Source organism: Paludicola sp. MB14-C6 (genome assembly GCF_030908625.1).
GTDB lineage: Bacteria > Bacillota > Clostridia > Oscillospirales > Ruminococcaceae > Paludihabitans.
The window spans coordinates 1,087,273-1,103,825 of the sequence record NZ_CP133133.1 but is presented as its reverse complement, the minus strand read 5'-3'; the positions used below and the strand labels follow the sequence as shown (position 1 = coordinate 1,103,825).

12 protein-coding genes and 1 tRNA gene are annotated in these 16,553 nt (G+C 34.4%); 8 read left to right on the top strand and 5 right to left on the bottom strand.

What is annotated here, in order from left to right; genetic code table 11:
- Window positions 1-74 precede the first annotated feature (74 nt).
- Window positions 75-1,103, top strand: coding sequence for a glycoside hydrolase family 18 protein (locus RBG61_RS05205; protein WP_307946412.1), 1,029 nt, complete (start codon window positions 75-77; stop codon window positions 1,101-1,103).
- A 96-nt stretch (window positions 1,104-1,199) separates the two neighbouring features.
- The gene (locus tag RBG61_RS05200) at window positions 1,200-2,138 is read left to right on the top strand and encodes a polysaccharide deacetylase family protein (protein WP_307946410.1); all 939 of its coding nucleotides are present in this window, start codon (window positions 1,200-1,202) and stop codon (window positions 2,136-2,138) included.
- Window positions 2,139-2,231: 93 nt separating this feature from the next.
- Here RBG61_RS05200 and RBG61_RS05195 read toward each other — a convergent pair whose 3' ends face one another.
- Window positions 2,232-3,854, bottom strand: a complete 1,623-nt coding sequence (locus RBG61_RS05195) for a DUF4838 domain-containing protein (RefSeq protein WP_307946407.1) — start codon at window positions 3,852-3,854, stop codon at window positions 2,232-2,234.
- A gap of 284 nt (window positions 3,855-4,138) precedes the next feature.
- Here RBG61_RS05195 and RBG61_RS05190 point away from each other — a divergent pair, with 284 nt between their 5' ends.
- Entirely contained in the window at window positions 4,139-4,753 is a 615-nt protein-coding gene (locus RBG61_RS05190) for a DUF2975 domain-containing protein (RefSeq protein WP_307946404.1), read from the top strand.
- A gap of 13 nt (window positions 4,754-4,766) precedes the next feature.
- Window positions 4,767-4,973, top strand: coding sequence for a helix-turn-helix domain-containing protein (locus RBG61_RS05185; RefSeq protein WP_307946402.1), 207 nt, complete (start codon window positions 4,767-4,769; stop codon window positions 4,971-4,973).
- A 47-nt stretch (window positions 4,974-5,020) separates the two neighbouring features.
- Here the strand turns inward: RBG61_RS05185 and RBG61_RS05180 are convergent, their stop codons facing one another.
- On the bottom strand, window positions 5,021-8,131 hold the full coding sequence (locus tag RBG61_RS05180) for an alpha-mannosidase (protein ID WP_307946399.1): 3,111 nt from the start codon (window positions 8,129-8,131) through the stop codon (window positions 5,021-5,023).
- Window positions 8,132-8,656: 525 nt separating this feature from the next.
- On the opposite strand from RBG61_RS05180, the gene RBG61_RS05175 reads away from it, so the two are divergent.
- From RBG61_RS05175 to RBG61_RS05165, 3 genes are all read left to right on the top strand, one after another.
- Window positions 8,657-9,619, top strand: coding sequence for an ABC transporter permease subunit (locus RBG61_RS05175; RefSeq protein WP_307946396.1), 963 nt, complete (start codon window positions 8,657-8,659; stop codon window positions 9,617-9,619).
- 17 nt (window positions 9,620-9,636) lie between these two features.
- Window positions 9,637-10,572: a carbohydrate ABC transporter permease gene (locus RBG61_RS05170; protein ID WP_307946393.1), complete on the top strand. Its 936-nt coding sequence runs from the start codon at window positions 9,637-9,639 to the stop codon at window positions 10,570-10,572.
- A gap of 206 nt (window positions 10,573-10,778) precedes the next feature.
- Window positions 10,779-12,284: an ABC transporter substrate-binding protein gene (locus RBG61_RS05165; RefSeq protein ID WP_307946390.1), complete on the top strand. Its 1,506-nt coding sequence runs from the start codon at window positions 10,779-10,781 to the stop codon at window positions 12,282-12,284.
- An 85-nt stretch (window positions 12,285-12,369) separates the two neighbouring features.
- Here RBG61_RS05165 and alr read toward each other — a convergent pair whose 3' ends face one another.
- The 3 genes from alr to RBG61_RS05150 all read right to left on the bottom strand — a co-directional run bounded on the left by alr (window position 12,370) and on the right by RBG61_RS05150 (window position 14,750).
- Window positions 12,370-13,548: an alanine racemase gene (alr, locus tag RBG61_RS05160; protein WP_307946388.1), complete on the bottom strand. Its 1,179-nt coding sequence runs from the start codon at window positions 13,546-13,548 to the stop codon at window positions 12,370-12,372.
- A 586-nt stretch (window positions 13,549-14,134) separates the two neighbouring features.
- Complete coding sequence (tadA, locus tag RBG61_RS05155; protein ID WP_307946385.1) at window positions 14,135-14,590, bottom strand: tRNA adenosine(34) deaminase TadA; 456 nt, start codon at window positions 14,588-14,590, stop codon at window positions 14,135-14,137.
- Between the two features lie 83 nt (window positions 14,591-14,673).
- A tRNA-Arg gene (locus RBG61_RS05150) sits at window positions 14,674-14,750 on the bottom strand.
- A 186-nt stretch (window positions 14,751-14,936) separates the two neighbouring features.
- Here RBG61_RS05150 and RBG61_RS05145 point away from each other — a divergent pair.
- Complete coding sequence (locus RBG61_RS05145; RefSeq protein ID WP_307946382.1) at window positions 14,937-16,319, top strand: TrkH family potassium uptake protein; 1,383 nt, start codon at window positions 14,937-14,939, stop codon at window positions 16,317-16,319.
- Window positions 16,320-16,553: the final 234 nt, after the last annotated feature.

The following is a 16,553-nucleotide window of genomic DNA, read 5'->3' as shown; positions in this document are numbered from 1 at the left end:
CGAAAGTGTTATAATTGTGTCATAAAAATAATGAAAACAATTCATATTAGAAGTAAAACATAAAGGAGTAAAAAATGAGTAAAGTAATTTTAGGATATGCACTACAAGAGGGCGAAATTCATATCAGCGAAGCAGATGCAAAAAAATATACACATCTGAACATCGCTTTTGGTAAACTACAACTAGACCAAACAATTTCTACAGAAGGATTAACTCTTTTAGATGAAATAAAGACTTTAAAAGGATATAATCCAAATTTAAAAATTTCACTTTCAATTGGTGGGGGACATAAAGACGCATTTAGTGACGGCGCCAAAACTGAAGCAACCAGAAAGAAAATTGCAAGCGAATGTGCAAGAATCGTAGAGGAATATAAGCTGGATGGTATTGATTATGATTGGGAGTTTCCAACTTCGCCCTGCAACTCAATCAAATGTGATGAAGCCGACAGAGAAAACTTTACTTTGTTAATGAAAGAAATTCGTACTGCGTTAGATGCAATTGATGGTACACATTATTTATTAACAATTGCAGCTGGTGGAGATCAATATTATGTTGATTTTACCAATATGGCAGAAGTACAACAATATTTAGATTACGTTTTCTTAATGACATACGATTTAAGATGTGGATTCCATGGCTTAACAGGACACCACACAAATCTATATACAACCAACGGTGATATTTTCCGCACAAGTTGTGATGCGGCGGTGAGAATATTCCATAATGCAGGAGTTCCAATGGAAAAACTATGTATCGGCGCAGCATTTTATTCAAGAGAATGGTATGGCGTGAAAAACGTAAACAAGGGTTTATTGCAATTAACAGATGGAAGTGGACCTGTTGGTTATTATGGCCCTGATTATACGGAATTGGTAAACAACTATATTAACAAAAACGGTTTTGTTCGTTATTATGATGAACAAGCACAAGCACCATATTTATTCAATGGCAGCAGATTTATTTCTTATGATGATGTACAATCCGTTGCTGCAAAATGTGATTATGTAAGCAAAACAGGCTGCGCAGGAATTTTCCATTGGCAGCATTCTTATGATTTAACAGGTGAGCTGTTAGATACAATGGCAAAAATACTTAAATAGATTCACGTTATAATTTTTCTGATTATTAGGCATACTAGAATGGATGAGGGGAATCTGAATCGGTTCGGTCTCTGATAGAGAAAGAAGGTTATAACTATGAAAAAGATACTTGCAATATTGATAGTAGTGTCCATGATTTTTACGTTGTGTGCTTGTAAAAAGAATAAAGATAAAGATTCTAGCAGTACGCCATCCAGTCAAGCTTCGAGTAATCCATCCAGCAGTATGCCAAGCAGTACACCCTCCAGCTCTCCATCTTCTGATGAATCTGTTGTTTCGGACGATCAAGCAAAGCCCACTGTGGCTCATATGATTGATGTAGGAACCGTTAATATTTCGGGCTTAGAGAAATATGAAAATAACAAAAAAGGCTGGGGACAAGGTAAACAAGTCGACGCAGATAATCGCCCTATTACTTGTGATCCAATGCAAAAGAAATTTGGGGAATATGGTGGTATTTTTATTATGCCCAAAGACGAAAAGAAAATATATCTAACATTTGACGAGGGCTATGAAAATGGATATACGGCAAAAATTCTGGATGCATTAAAAGAAAAAGATTGTAAAGCTGTCTTTTTTGTAACTATGCCATATGTGAAAGCAAATGCCGACTTAATCAAACGAATGATTGATGAAGGGCACGTTGTCGGTAACCATAGTGTGCGCCATAAATCTATGCCAACATTGACTTCCGATGAAGCGGCAAAAGAAATTACCGAGCTGCACAATTATATGGTAGAAAATTATAACTATCATATGACATTATTTCGACCACCAATGGGTGAATGGTCGACTCGAACTTTGGTAATTGCAAAAGAGCTAGGTTATAAAACAGTTCTATGGAGTTATGCTTATTTAGATTATGATACCAATAATCAAATGGGAGTAGAAAAAGCATTTCCAAGAGTCACAGGAGCGGCTCATTCGGGTGCAGTATATTTGCTACATGCAGTATCGAAAGATAATGCCGATATGATGGCAAATATCGTAGATGATTTACGTGGAAAAGGCTATGAATTTAATTTATTAAAATAATAAAAAGTACAGGAGCAAACGAAAGTTTGCTCCTGTACTTTTATATGACTTTAAAATGAATACTTCAATATAATTCTGACTAGTTAATTTTGCTTATTCACTTAAGTTCGCAATGGCATTTGTAACAAATTTCTCTACAGTAATAGACCATTCCTCTACCATGATAAGACCGGTTTTCTTCGCTTGGGCTGTAAATGCAGCAATCATATCTAATTGTTTTTGTCGAGAGCCGTATTTTAAACAAATTCCTGCATAGTAAAGTGGAAGTCGTACAGTTTTAACCCGGAATAAAGTTTCCAAATCATTGCTGACAGCATTTTCTGCACAGTCAAAATAGTTTTCGTATGTTTCAAAGAGTTCTGGGGTTAAGAAAGTTTCTTCATAATCACTAGGAGATCCGAAAATGCTTAGTTCACCGCCATTTTGCTCCAAAGCATCGTGCATAGCATTGATATAGTCTATGATATATGGAGCAGCTTGCTTATAATAACCATCTACGAATTCTTGTATGACAGCTTCAGCGTCACAATATGGATCCCACATCATCTTAGCAAGCAGATAACCCCTTAGTTCAGAAAACTCTCCGCCATATTCACGATTTGCTTGGCTGAATAGTGAACGAACATTGTTTTCTACAAAAAAACGGATATTTTGTGGAATAACTCTAAGGTTAGGGAATGGACTTACTAGATTCCGAAATTGAATACAATAATCCCATAAGAAAACATTCTTGCAAATTTTCTTCCATGCCAATAATTCATTTTTACTGTCAATTGATTTTGTATCCTTTTCGATTGGTAAGCCACGGTTTGCTTCAATATTACATAGCATAATATGAACATTATTAGCAGGACGAGTATGTTTTGGCGGAGTTCTTGTATACCAATAAGCTAAGGTAGAGATAATTTTATCTGGGAATTCAGCAGCAACTTTGTTTACAAAATGTAATACAGATCCCATTGGGCTTTCATCATACTCATTCATTTTGCGGCATTCTTCACATTGACAATATGCGTTATTGTCATTTTGACTAACAGACCAATAAAGTGCATCAGGATTTTGTTCCATATGTTTTCTTAAATTTTCAACTAATATGCGGTAAACATCGGGATTGGATAAGCAAAGCTGTGCATTGGTTCCAACACGTTGCCCCTCATACAGCGAAAAATATTCGGGATGCTCGTTAAAGTACTCTTTCGGATTTACTAAGGTTTCAAAGGAATGACACCAAAAGCCCCATCCGTTGTGTTTGGATGCAGGAGACATTTTATGCTTTTCGCAGAAGATTTCATCTTCAAACCCTTTATAGAAATCTTCTCTGTATTGAAGTATTGGTTCAAATGCGTACTTTTCAAAAAATATAGTAAGGTTAACATCGGAAGGAACATATTCCTCTGTTTTCGTATAATAGCGACAGCCAACAATACGCTCTAAAAAGTCATAAACCGCATAAACAAATCCTTGTTCAGATGCAGATTCAATCATGATATCTTTATCAAAAATATAATAGGAAAAGCCATCATGTTTGATTTCAGGGTTGGTTTTAAAAATAACGGATGGTAAAACGGAAGTTGTTTCCACAATATCAAATTCAGCTTGCGTGATACGATTGAAATAGTGACTAAGGATGTCGGCAGGTCGGGTAAATTTGTTACGAACAATTTTAACTTTTGCTTCTCTGTTTATTGCAATTACAATCGGTTTTTCTAGTTTCATAGCTTTATCCCCACTTAAATAAGTGTTATCCTCTCTTGATATGATGTGAATATTATAAAAACAATTATATGCATTGCAAAAAGTAAAGTCAATGCGATAGCTCATATTAAGAGATAGAAAGAAGATTTATAGCTATGAGATATCAATGATTTCTTCCAACAGTCTATATTAGCAAATATTAACGAATTTCAACTATTATTTAATGATTATCATTAAATAATAGTTGAAATTCATAAACTAGCAGAGTATAATAATGGATAATATAGTGAATTGGAGGCGGTCCTATGGAAAAGAAGTTAGCTAAGATGCAATCTACTTGTAAGTGGATGCATACGGTGATTGGTGCGTTTTTTATATTATATGTAATTTTAGCAATAGCGTTATTCGTATACTTGATTCTTAATATTATTACTCCAAGTGGAGACGCATTTGTGGTGAGTAAAGCATCAAATGGCTGGAGTATTTGGAATAATAATTATTCATTTGGATTTAGTCCGACTATTGGTTATGATATTCTTAATCCCACTGCTCAATTTTCCAATCAAGCCAAACCGGTTTTAATAGTAACAATGATAGTATACTTGTGTTTAAGAATGTTACCAATGGCAATTATCATTAAATTAACCAAAGATACATTTTATAATATGGCATTTGGTAAGTCACCATTTTCTCTTGAAAGTGTAAGGAATTTAAGGAAAACCGCAATTATTCAAATGATAAGTGAGAATTTTTATATGGCAACATTGTCTCTTGCGTTATCCTATATTTTAGATAAACAGTTTTCTATCAATTTTAGTTTTGATTTAGTAAGTATATTCATCGGGCTTTTGATTCTCGCAATTGCTTATATTTTTGATTACGTTTGTGAGTTACAAAAAGAACACGAAGAAACACTTTAAGAAGGGAAAAACAATGGCAATTATTATACGATTAGATCGTGTGTTAGCTGATCGAAAAATGCAGCTGAACGATTTAGCAAATATCGTTGGAATATCCAACGTAAACTTATCCAATTTAAAAACGGGTAAAGTAAAAGCAATTCGATTCTCCACTTTAGGGGCAATATGTAAAGCGCTTCATTGCCAACCGGGAGAGCTAATAGAATATGAAGAAGATTAAAAAAGCTCCCCAAAGAAATTTTCTTTGGGGAGCTTTCGTATATTCGCTTAGTAGCTTATTTTAATTGTTTTGATTTCAAAAGGCTTGAATGCTAAAGCAACACCATCTTGACAAGCAAGCTCGGCTTTTACTTCTTCAAGCATATTGGTTTCTTCAACTTTCGCTGCAGGAATATCAATAGATAGATCAGCTTTTGTATAAGTTCCTTCTGCTTCATATAGACGCACGATAAATGCACGTTCATTTTCTTCACAAGGTTTGATTGTTTCTATAATGATATTTGCTGCATCTACACCAACGAGTTTTGGCATATTGTATTCACCGCTCACGATGATTGGTTTGTAGTTTGCCATATAAGCAGGTTTAATAACGCTATCTGCGCCAAATGCTTCGTTATGTGGTAAAAAGCTATAAGTTACTTTATGAACACCTGCATCACCTCTAGGGTCAGGACGGATACCACCCTTATGAAGTGATAATCTCATGTTTCCGCCTTCAACAGAAATACCGTATTTACAATCGTTTAAGATTGCACAACCATATTTTGTTTCTGATAAATCAGTGTATTTATGATTTACAACTTCAAACATAGCTTGTTCGGTTTCAGTGTTTCTTGTTGTTGGTTTGTTTACATAACCAAATTGAATTTCATGGCGAGCTTGACGAGATAGAATGGTAGTATCGAATGCAGTTTTTAAGAAACGGCGTTTATCGTGCCATGTAATTTCTGTTTCAAAGTCAATACGTGGAGTATGCACATTGAAAATCATATCTTGCTTAATAGAAGATAGTTCGGTAAGCTTATAGGTTCTTCTAATACGAAGTTGTGCAGCACCATTAGAAATTACTTCTTCGCTTAACAACTCTGCAGAATCCTTAAACTTCACTTGACAATCAGCGTCAAAGTCCCAGTTATCCCAAGCACTTGGCACATCTTCAGCCATTAAGAAAGTATTGAATGCATAACTGTTTCCAACTAATTCACGTCCGTTAGCTTTATCGATATAAGAAGCAATGTATCCTTTTTCGTTAAATGTAATTGTAGCAAATGGAGTGGTTACCTTGTTACCTTCGTAAGTGAAGTTTGTGTTGCTACAAGCGCATTTATCACCATATTGTAATACAGTAGAAGACAATGCAGGTAGTTTTATACCTACAACTGCAACTTTTTTGTTATCATCCAAGTCACGAATGTGTTGTTGACATACGGTATCATCTGCATCAATGCAACCGTTATCGTCTAAATAGATCACATCGTTTACATCAAAGCTCAAAGTATTGATAACGCTGACTTTCTTTGCATCACCATTGTTTGCTGTATTTTCACTAATAATTGCATTAGCATTTGCAATTACAGCAGTTGTTTCTTTGTGAGATTGTTCATGTGCTGTTTGAATACAAGTACCAGGAAGAATGTCATGGAATTGGTTGACAAGCAAAGTTTCCAATTGTGGTCTGATTTTTTCGTCAGATGCCACTTTCCCTTCTTTTACTGCATTCGCAACAGTTAGGATTTCCGCATTGTGGATTGCAATTTCTGCTTTCCTGTTGTTATACTTAATTTGGTGTTGGTTTGTTAGAGTACCACGGTGTAACTCTAGGTATAGTTCACCTGCATAAGTGTTTGGATTAACAGCAGTAGCCTCTAAGTCTTTCATAAAGTGAGATACACTCATGTGTTCTGCTTTAGGACATCCATCTAAATCTTTGCAGCGACGAGACATTTCGATCATTTCGAATTGAGGTCCTCCGCCACCGTCACCAAAGCCATAAGATACCAAACGTTTATCGGAAACTGTTTTTTGTTGAAGTGAGTTTACAGCGCCACGTCCCTCTGTACGTTGGATTAAAGTTTCAGGCTCAGGCCAGTTGTGGGTTGTATTAAAATGACAGAATACTTCAGTTCCATCAATACCTTCCCATTTAAATGTTTCATAAGGGAAAGTAGTAGTATCATTCCAAGATAATTTTGTAGTTAAGAAGTAATCTACGTTACAGCCCTTCATGATTTGTGGAATAGCAGCACTGTAGCCGAAAGTATCTGGTAACCAGAAGCAGTCAGATGTGAAATCAAAGTATTTTTGCGTATATTTTTGTCCCCATAGGAATTGACGAATCATAGATTCACCTGAAGTGATATTACAATCGCATTCTACCCAAACCGCACCATTTGGCTCATAACGGCCAGTTTTTACTGCAGCTTGAATCTTTTTGAATAGTTCAGGATAATGGCGACGCATCATTTCCAGGTGGTAAGCACTACTTTGGATAAAACGATATTCAGGATATTGTTCCATTAAGTTTAACTGATTGGAGTAAGTTCTAGCACATTTCTTAATTGTTTCCGCAATATCCCAAAGCCATGCAGTGTCCATATGTGAGTGACCGATGATACCAACGCTAGGAGCAGATTCTGAATTTTTAACTGCAAGACAAGGAGCCATAATTGCTCTTGCTTCCTTTAAAGCTTCTCTCCAAATTGCTTCATCAGTATGTTCAGGGGAATAGTAAACGGTTTCATGGACTTTAGCTAAGCAGTTTATAACATCACCACGACGGAAGCTATACTTGTCCATTGTAGAAGCAAGTTGATTTAATGCTTTTAGGTCAAAGATAAAATCAGCAATATCTTGATTTTTGGTACAAATATCAATGCTTTCGAATGTATATTGAAAAGTTCTTGGTTCTGCAACCTCAAATGGATAACAACCAATTACAAAATGTCCGGCATATGCTTCAAAGCCCAATTCAATGGTTTCGCCAGCTTTTGGCTCTAATCTAACCATATCGCAGTAATGGTTGCCGTGACCTGTTGGAGCAATTTTATAAGCAAATTCACCAAACGGAACGCCATCAACCCAAAGCATTGTTTCATAACTTCCGATATGTGGATAAGCGTATAATGGAACACCTGCTAGCTCAGCTGGAACGGTATATGAGCCTTTAAACCAACAATAATGGCGTTCAGCGCCCCAAACATCACCTTTTGTTACTTCTGTAAACAAAGAATCATCACTTGGAACGGAATATAAATGGTCTTTTGTTTCATACTTTTTAAGATTCAAAGTATCTCTTTTTGTGAAAACGTATGGTTCCAATGTTAACTCAAGTTGTTTTAACTTGGCAAGCATACGTTCTATTTGTGCGTTATTGAGCATAAAAAAACCTCGCTTTTGTTTATAGTAATATAGATAAATTGAATATCTATAAATTATGAGTGTAGTATATCATATTGCTGTTAAATTGTATACTTATATTTGAAAATTGTATTGACAAGCTAATATCATATGATATAATTGTAAATATATTACATATAGTGTGATTTCGTGAATACTTTCCCATAAAATGCTTGGCATATATAATAATTTATTGGTGAAATCATACAATAGTTTATAATTTATGTATATAGTTATTAATATATTATTGCATTATATACACATCTAACAGCTTATTTTTGGGGTGTTTAGTAAATATACATAGACTCCTTCACATTTTTTTAGTATTTTTGTGAAAAAACTATTGCAAAAAAATAATGTATATAGTAATATATATACATACGTTACGAAAGCGACTTGATTATTAAGGCATAATCAGTACATATGTTACAAATATTGTGAGTTACATTGATATGTTATAGTGGGGAATCGTCGTTTGCGTAAAAAAATATGAACAGGAGTGAAGACATGGCGAAAGTTAAAGCTGAAAAAATCAAATCAAAAAAGTTTACTTTTGATGATTTTGAGCTAATTTTATTATCGCTGCCAACAGTAATTTGGTATGCGCTATTTTCTTTTTTGCCTATGATAGGTGTTATTATCGCTTTTAAAACATATCGAATTCAAGCGGGAAAGGGATTTCTTGTAAGTTTGTTTCAAAGTGAATGGTCTGGATTTAAAAACTTTGAGTATTTATTCAAAACAAAAGATACCTTTATTATGTTAAGAAATACAATTTTATATAATGTATTTTTTATTATTTTAGGTATTATTATTCCGGTAACTCTTGCAATTATGATTACAAACTTATATAGCCAAAAGTATGCTAAAGTTTGTCAAACTGCAATGTTTTTGCCTCACTTTATGTCTTGGGTTGTTGCTAGTTACTTCCTAGTTGCTTTCCTTGATACTCAAAAAGGTATGATTCCAAACCTAATTTTATCTATGACTGGTGAACAAATTAGCTTTTATTCTTCCGAAGAATCAACGAAATACTGGCCGTACATTTTAACCATTATGCGTCTATGGAAGGGTACCGGTTACGGAATGGTAGTATATCTTGCTTCCATTACTGGTATTGATGGTACTTATTATGAAGCGGCTGTTATAGATGGCGCAACAAAATGGCAACAAGTAAAAAGCATCACAATTCCATTGTTAAAACCAATTATTATTATCCTATTTATTATGGATGTTGGTAGAATTTTCAGCTCCGACTTCGGTTTATTCTATCAAGTACCAAGAAACCAAGGTGCTATTCAAGATGCAACGCTTACAATAGATGTATACGTATTTAATGCATTAAAGAATCTGAATAATATAGGAATGAGCTCTGCGGCGGCATTCTTCCAATCAGTATGTGGATGCTTTATGATTTTAATTGCAAACTCAATCGTTAAGAAAGTCGATGAAGAAAGTGCATTCTTCTAAGGAGGTGGATAATAGTTATGGCTAAAAAGGTTAAAGAAAAGAAAATCCTAGAAGGTGTAGCAAAGTTCAATCGAATTTCTAAGCCAATGAATCTATTGTTCTCCTTCATATTTTTACTATGTGCATTAGCAGCGGTTATTCCGTTAATTTTCTGTGTTATTATTTCATTTACAGATAAAACGTCTTTAAATAAGATTGGTTTTAGCTTTTTCCCTGAAAAATGGTCTCTATCAGCATATTCAGCTTTATGGGATTCCAAAGAAACAATTATTAGAGCATTCTTTGTATCAGTATTTATAACAGTTGTTGGTACAGTTGTTGGTTTATTGTTAAATGCAACAATGGGCTATGTTTTATCAAGAAAATCATTTAAGCTAAGAAAGCTTTATACATGGATTGTTTTCATTCCGATGGTTTTCAGCGGTGGTATGGTAGCTACGTTCTTGGTAATTACTCAATTCTTAGGACTTGAGGATAGCGTTTGGGCGTTAATACTTCCAATGGCTGTAGGTTCTTTCTATGTAATTATTTTAAGAACATTCTTTAATACTACAGTTCCGGATTCATTAATCGAGTCTGGTAAGATTGATGGTGCATCTCAATTAAGAATATTCTTCCAAATTGTATTGCCAATTTCTCTTCCAGCGCTTGCAACAATCGGTTTATTCTTGTCATTTGCTTATTGGAATGACTGGTTTAATGCGTTAATGTATCTAACCACTGATAAATATGCTCCATTACAATTTGTATTGATGAAAATTGAGCAAAACATTAACTTTATGATTAGTAGTCAGAATATGGATCCAATTGCTCGTCAAGCAATGATGCAGATGCCTCAAGAAGCATTCCGTATGGCTCTTGTAGTTATACTTGTTCTTCCAATTGCTTGTTCTTATCCATTCTTCCAAAAATACTTTGTATCCGGTTTAACAATTGGTGCAGTAAAAGGTTAATCCAGTATACGTTTTAAAATTTAATATTTAGGTAGCGCGCAGTATTTTCATACTGCGCTGTGTATCAGCTGGCAAATTTCTTGCGTTCTTCCAAATTAAATTCGTTAAAGTTATATCATTATAGCCCTAAAAGGCAGTTACAACACGACGTAGTATTTAAATCCATTTCGTTGGATTAAATAATAAAATTTTAGGAGGATTTCGTTATGAAAGGTAAAATCAAAGTACTATCTTTACTACTAGCACTAGCGATGGTAGCATCCATGTTCGTAGCATGTAAAGACAAACCGGCACCTAGCAGCGAAGGTTCATCTTCAGCTCCTGCAAAACGTGAAGATGTAAACCTAATTTGGTATCATTGGGGCGACAAACCAAAACAACCAGACGCAGTAATTGCTGAATTAAACAAAATGTCTAAAGAAGCAATTCAAACAACAGTAGATTTTAGATTTACAACTGGTGATGACCAAAAGTTAAAAACAATCATGTCAACTGGTGGCGAATTTGATATCGCTTTCACTTGTGCTTGGTTTGCTAACTATGTAGTTGCTTCACAAAACAACCAACTAGCTGATTTAACAGAAAAACTACCAAAAGTAGCTCCAAAGCTTTGGGAATACATTCCTGAAAACTGTTGGGCTGGTGCTAGAGTAAATGGTAAAATTTACGCTGTACCAACATACAAAGACTCAGCTGCAACTCAATACTGGACTGTACATAAAGAGTACGTTATTGATGGTGCAAAAGCAGATGCTGAACTAAAAGCAGCTGGTAAAAAATTATCAACATTAACTCCTCTATTAGAGAAAGTTAAGAAATATCATGATGAGTCTAAAAAAGCATATCCTCATGATTTAACAGCTCCTATGAACTATAACTGGGCTGGATTAAACGGCTTAGGAAATGGTTGGGATGATTTTGGTTTAGGTAATGTACGTATGGGTATCAACCTAAGTGCTGGAAATACAAAAGTTATTTCTCAATATGATGATCCTGATTATGTTGCAGACCTAAAAACAATTAAATCATGGTATGACAATGGCTTAGTAAACAAAGGCGCTTCTGAAGTTGAAAAAGAATTTGAATTCCAAGTAGTAGGAACAGGCCAAGGATGGGAAGGCTGTGAAGCTATCTGGGGTAGTGGTAAAGACTACACAATCCAAATGGTTAAGAAATATGGTCCTATTTACACAACTGGATCAATTCAAGGTTCAATGAACGGTATCAGCCCTAACTCAAAGAAAATTGACAGAGCTCTACAATACATTGAATACATGAACACAAATAAAGACTACAGAAACACATTAGGTTACGGTATTAAAGGTACTAACTGGAAATTGAATGACCAAGGTCAAGTTGAAAACTTAACTAAGGATGCATGGCAACCAGGTATGTTTGCTCAAGCTTCATTCTTCGAGTTATACCCACTAAAACCAGCTCCAGCAAATATGTATACTAACTTAAAAGCAGTTAATGACTCTGCTGAAGCATCTCCACTAGTAGGTTATGTACCAGTTGTTAAAGACCTACAAACAGAAATCGCAGCTTGTCAAGCAGTTATCGACAAACAATACAAATATCTACAAACAGGTAATATTAAAGATGTTGATGCAACTGTTAATAAGCTAAAAGCTGATTTGAAAGCAGCAGGAATGGATAAAATTATTGCTGAAATTCAAAAACAAGTTGATGAATTCTTAAAAGCTAAATAGTCTTTGACTATATAAAAAAGAAGACCTTCGGGTCTTCTTTTTATTTTAATACTTTAAATTAAAAAGGAGAGCTTTCGCTCTCCCATTAGTTTGTTAGATAATCTACTACTCCAACAATATTACCTTTATATGTGTATACACGTGGTACACGTCTTCCAATTAGGCACATTAACTCATAGCTAATGGTTCCAATTTTATTGCTAAGTTCGTCAAAAGAAATAAATTCTTTGCCATCTTCACCGACAACCGTTACAATATCACCTTGTTTTATATCATCAATGCTTGTCACATTTAGCATAAGCTGATCCATACATATATTTCCGATAATAGTAGCACGCTTTCCGTTAACAAGCATTTCGCCCTTATTAGATAGCAATCGAGGATAGCCATCGGCATAACCGATTGGTACGGTAGCAATTTTCATTCTTTCGTAAGATACAAATTTACGGCTATAGGAAACAGAGGTACCTTTTTGAATGTCCTTTACCATGGACACAACACTTTTTAGCTGCATAACGGGCTTGATTGGTAACTTTAGAGATTCGCCACTAGGTGCCACGCCATACATAATGATTCCTGCCCTAACATAGTTATATTGCATTTCTGGATAGAATGCAATTCCGGCACTATTTTGAAGATGAACATTAGGAATTGTATATCCATGTTCTTTTAAATTGTAAACAATATCATTGAACCATTTTATTTGGCTTTTTGTATAAGCGACAGAACTACGGTCTAAACTATCGGCACTTGAGAAGTGGCTAAAAATACCATTGACATCCAAATTTTTCAAATTGCATATCTGTATTGCTTCTTCCAAAGCATTGGAACACTCATTATGAATAAGTCCTAACCGGGCCATGCCCGTATCAATTTTAATGTGTACGTTGAGCTTACAATAATGCTTTTCACAATATTGATTCAAGAGGGAAGCGTATTCAACGGAGAATACGGTTTGCGTTATATTAAGCTGAGCTAATTCTAATGCTTTATGGACTGGCGTAAATCCAAGAATAAGGATCTCTCCAGTGATTCCTGATTTTCTTAAAGATAGTGCCTCGTCAAAATTGGATACCGCAAAAAAATCAATTCCATTATCTGATAAAGTCTGAGCAATATATTGATCACCATGACCATATCCATCAGCTTTTACAACAGCCATAATTTTTGTTGAAGCTGGAATTTGTTTTTTTATTTGATTTACATTAAAAATTAAGTTGTCAAGGTTGATTTCAGCCCAAGTTCGTTTTAGAAATTCATGCATAGTGCTTTCAGGATCTCCTTTTCTTATGTTAACACTAATCCTTATCAATTGGTTTGTGTATTATAAAATTTATGCCTATAATATTAAGTAAAACAGAGCAAAGAATAATCCATGTACCATATGATGCGAACATAAGCATAAGTATACCTAAAATTAGCGCGAGAATACCAATAAATATGCAAATGATTCCAATTTTCTTCAGAGCTCCTTGTTTACCGTTCATAAAAGGCACTTCCATTTCCTAATTTATTTAAAATCCAGTGATAATATAACTATATAATACTATATTTTTCTTGTAAAAACAAGTTAAAAAAAAGAGTGGCAAGCAAACTCTACAATGAGTAATTACGACTTTACGAGTTTTCAACGTGTAATTTTGGCGAGTTATAAACATTTTCAACAGAGTTTTCAACATTAAATACCTATGAATAGGGGTGTTATGACTTTTTGGGGGAATATTATTCAAACATTTCAACAGAGTTTTCAACATTTTCAATACACTACGTTGTGTAAAACCGTCATTACATAAGTGTATTTACCTTTAAAAGTCAAGCTATTTTTCAATATTAAATGCAGAAATATGTCATTAATTTATTTGATTTCTTAATTGCTTAAAAAAATCCGAGATAAGTGTCCCACATTCTTCTGCTTCAAAATTACTTATGATTTTAGGACGATGATTAAAACCACATTCACTAAGTTGTATAACAGAACCACAACATCCCGATTTGAGATCTTTTGCTCCAAATACAACGGTATCTATGCGAGCGTTTATGATTGCACCCATGCACATAGGGCATGGTTCAAGCGTCACATAAAGAGTGCAGCCAAATAGCCGCCATCCCCCAAGCGTTTTACAAGCTTCATCTATTGCCATTAACTCAGCATGACCTAAGGCGTTTTGGGAAGTTTCCCTTGTATTATAGCCATGTCCTACAATTTTGTTATCTTTAACAATAATACATCCAATGGGAACTTCTTCAAGCTCTCTAGCTTTTTTGGCTAAAATAATAGCTTGTTCCATATAATAATGATGATCCATGGTTACCTCCGATATCAGATATTACTTTATATTATAAAAACAAAAATGTTCATAGTCAAATCTATGAACACTTTAGAAGTTGTTGGCGCCCTCGACACGAATTGAACGTGCGACCTACTGCTTAGGAGGCAGTTGCTCTATCCAACTGAGCTACGAGGGCATAATAATGATATAAGTACTTTCACAAATTATAATTATAATATAGTTTTTCAAGGAAAGCAACTGATATGAGAAAGAAAAGAAAAAATGTTGTAAGTAAGGATTGCATTGTGTTGCTTTTAGTGATATAATGCGATTTAGCAACTCCCAACATATACCACAATATAGATAGAAGGAGCATCAATTCGTGTTACTACAAACCAAAATAAAGAATACAAGATTACACAATTTTTTTCATAATCCAACGAGAATTATTGTGTCTAGTTTTGCTTTTTTAATCTTATTTGGAGCTTTTCTTTTAATGCTCCCAATTTGTTCAAGATCAGGGGAAGCAACCAGTTTTACCACAGCATTATTTACTGCAACATCTGCAACATGCGTAACAGGCCTTATAGTAGTAGATACTTATACGCATTATTCAACAATTGGCCAAATTGTTATCATTTCTTTAATTCAACTTGGCGGTTTAGGATTGGTAACTTTCGTAACTTTTTTCAATTTAGCAATTCGAAAAAAACTAGGATTGAAGAGTCTGCAGTTAGCAGGAGAATCTATTAGTGCCGACTCATTTGATGAAGTGCGACACTTATTAAAAATGATATTCAGAATCACTTTTTCAATTGAATTTGCTGGAGCTCTTATTCTTATGACAGTATTTGTGCCGCAGTATCAGATTAAAGGAGTTTTTATCTCAATCTTTTTAGCAATTTCAGCTTTCTGTAATGCGGGCTTTGATGTTTTGGGCTTTCAAGAGCAGTTTGTTAGTTTATCCAACTATAACAGCAATCCAGTTGTTTTAATAACAATAATGTCGTTGATAGTATGCGGTGGTTTAGGTTTTATAGTGTGGCAAGATTTATTGCTTTATCGTAAAACTAAACGTCTTATAATGCATACAAAAATCGTTTTATTTACAACAATCGGTTTAATTCTTTTCGGTGCTTTATTCTGTGCAATATTTGAATGGAAAAATCCAACAACCATTGGGACAATGTCTGTTTCAGATAAAATATTAAATTCATTCTTCCTATCCGTTACAACAAGAACGGCAGGTTTTAACTCTACTCCAATTGATACAATGTATGGTATTACGAAGCTATTTTGTGTATTGTTGATGTTTATAGGTGCATCTCCTGCTTCAACAGGTGGTGGTATCAAGACTACTACATTCTTAGTACTTGTTATGACAATTGTTAGTGTAATTCGTGGAAGAGATGAAACGATTATTCATAATCGAAAAGTAGACAAGTCAGTTGTATATAAAGCTCTTGCAGTAACAGCAACAGCTTTAGTAGCAGTCTTTATAGCAACAGCAACTATATTCTTTACCTCTCATGCGGGCGGAACAACTTTCTCAGAGATTGATGCATTGTTTGAATCAGTATCTGCTTTCGCAACTGTAGGATTAACAAGTGGTGTAACAGCTTTAGCTAATCAACCATCGCTATATGTATTGATTATAACAATGTTCATTGGACGTGTAGGACCAGTGTCATTAGCTCTTTCTCTAGCAATGTCAAAAAAGAAAAAGAATACCGTAATGCCAGAAGCAAAAATCTTGGTAGGTTAATTATAATTAGCAATAAAATAAACTGATTTTACCATAATGTAAAACCAGTTTATTTTTTTTATTTTTCCAGGTAAAAAAGAGTTACGGGGGAAAAACTATATGATATAATAACCTCTATGGTACCCAAAATCAAAGATTTTGACCATGACGAGAACATTTTATCGAGTGAACCTGTTTACACTTACGTGCAAACAGCCTTTTTATGATATAATAAAAAGGCTTGTAAAAATGAGA

Coding starts and splice junctions, on each gene's coding strand:
- RBG61_RS05180 (WP_307946399.1), bottom strand. CDS start 8,131: ATGCTCAATAACGCACAAATAGAACGTATGCTTGCCAAGTTAAAACAA.
- RBG61_RS05170 (WP_307946393.1), top strand. CDS start 9,637: ATGGCTAAAAAGGTTAAAGAAAAGAAAATCCTAGAAGGTGTAGCAAAG.
- tadA (WP_307946385.1), bottom strand. CDS start 14,590: ATGGATCATCATTATTATATGGAACAAGCTATTATTTTAGCCAAAAAA.
- RBG61_RS05190 (WP_307946404.1), top strand. CDS start 4,139: ATGGAAAAGAAGTTAGCTAAGATGCAATCTACTTGTAAGTGGATGCAT.
- RBG61_RS05200 (WP_307946410.1), top strand. CDS start 1,200: ATGAAAAAGATACTTGCAATATTGATAGTAGTGTCCATGATTTTTACG.
- RBG61_RS05185 (WP_307946402.1), top strand. CDS start 4,767: ATGGCAATTATTATACGATTAGATCGTGTGTTAGCTGATCGAAAAATG.
- RBG61_RS05205 (WP_307946412.1), top strand. CDS start 75: ATGAGTAAAGTAATTTTAGGATATGCACTACAAGAGGGCGAAATTCAT.
- RBG61_RS05175 (WP_307946396.1), top strand. CDS start 8,657: ATGGCGAAAGTTAAAGCTGAAAAAATCAAATCAAAAAAGTTTACTTTT.
- RBG61_RS05195 (WP_307946407.1), bottom strand. CDS start 3,854: ATGAAACTAGAAAAACCGATTGTAATTGCAATAAACAGAGAAGCAAAA.
- alr (WP_307946388.1), bottom strand. CDS start 13,548: ATGCATGAATTTCTAAAACGAACTTGGGCTGAAATCAACCTTGACAAC.
- RBG61_RS05165 (WP_307946390.1), top strand. CDS start 10,779: ATGAAAGGTAAAATCAAAGTACTATCTTTACTACTAGCACTAGCGATG.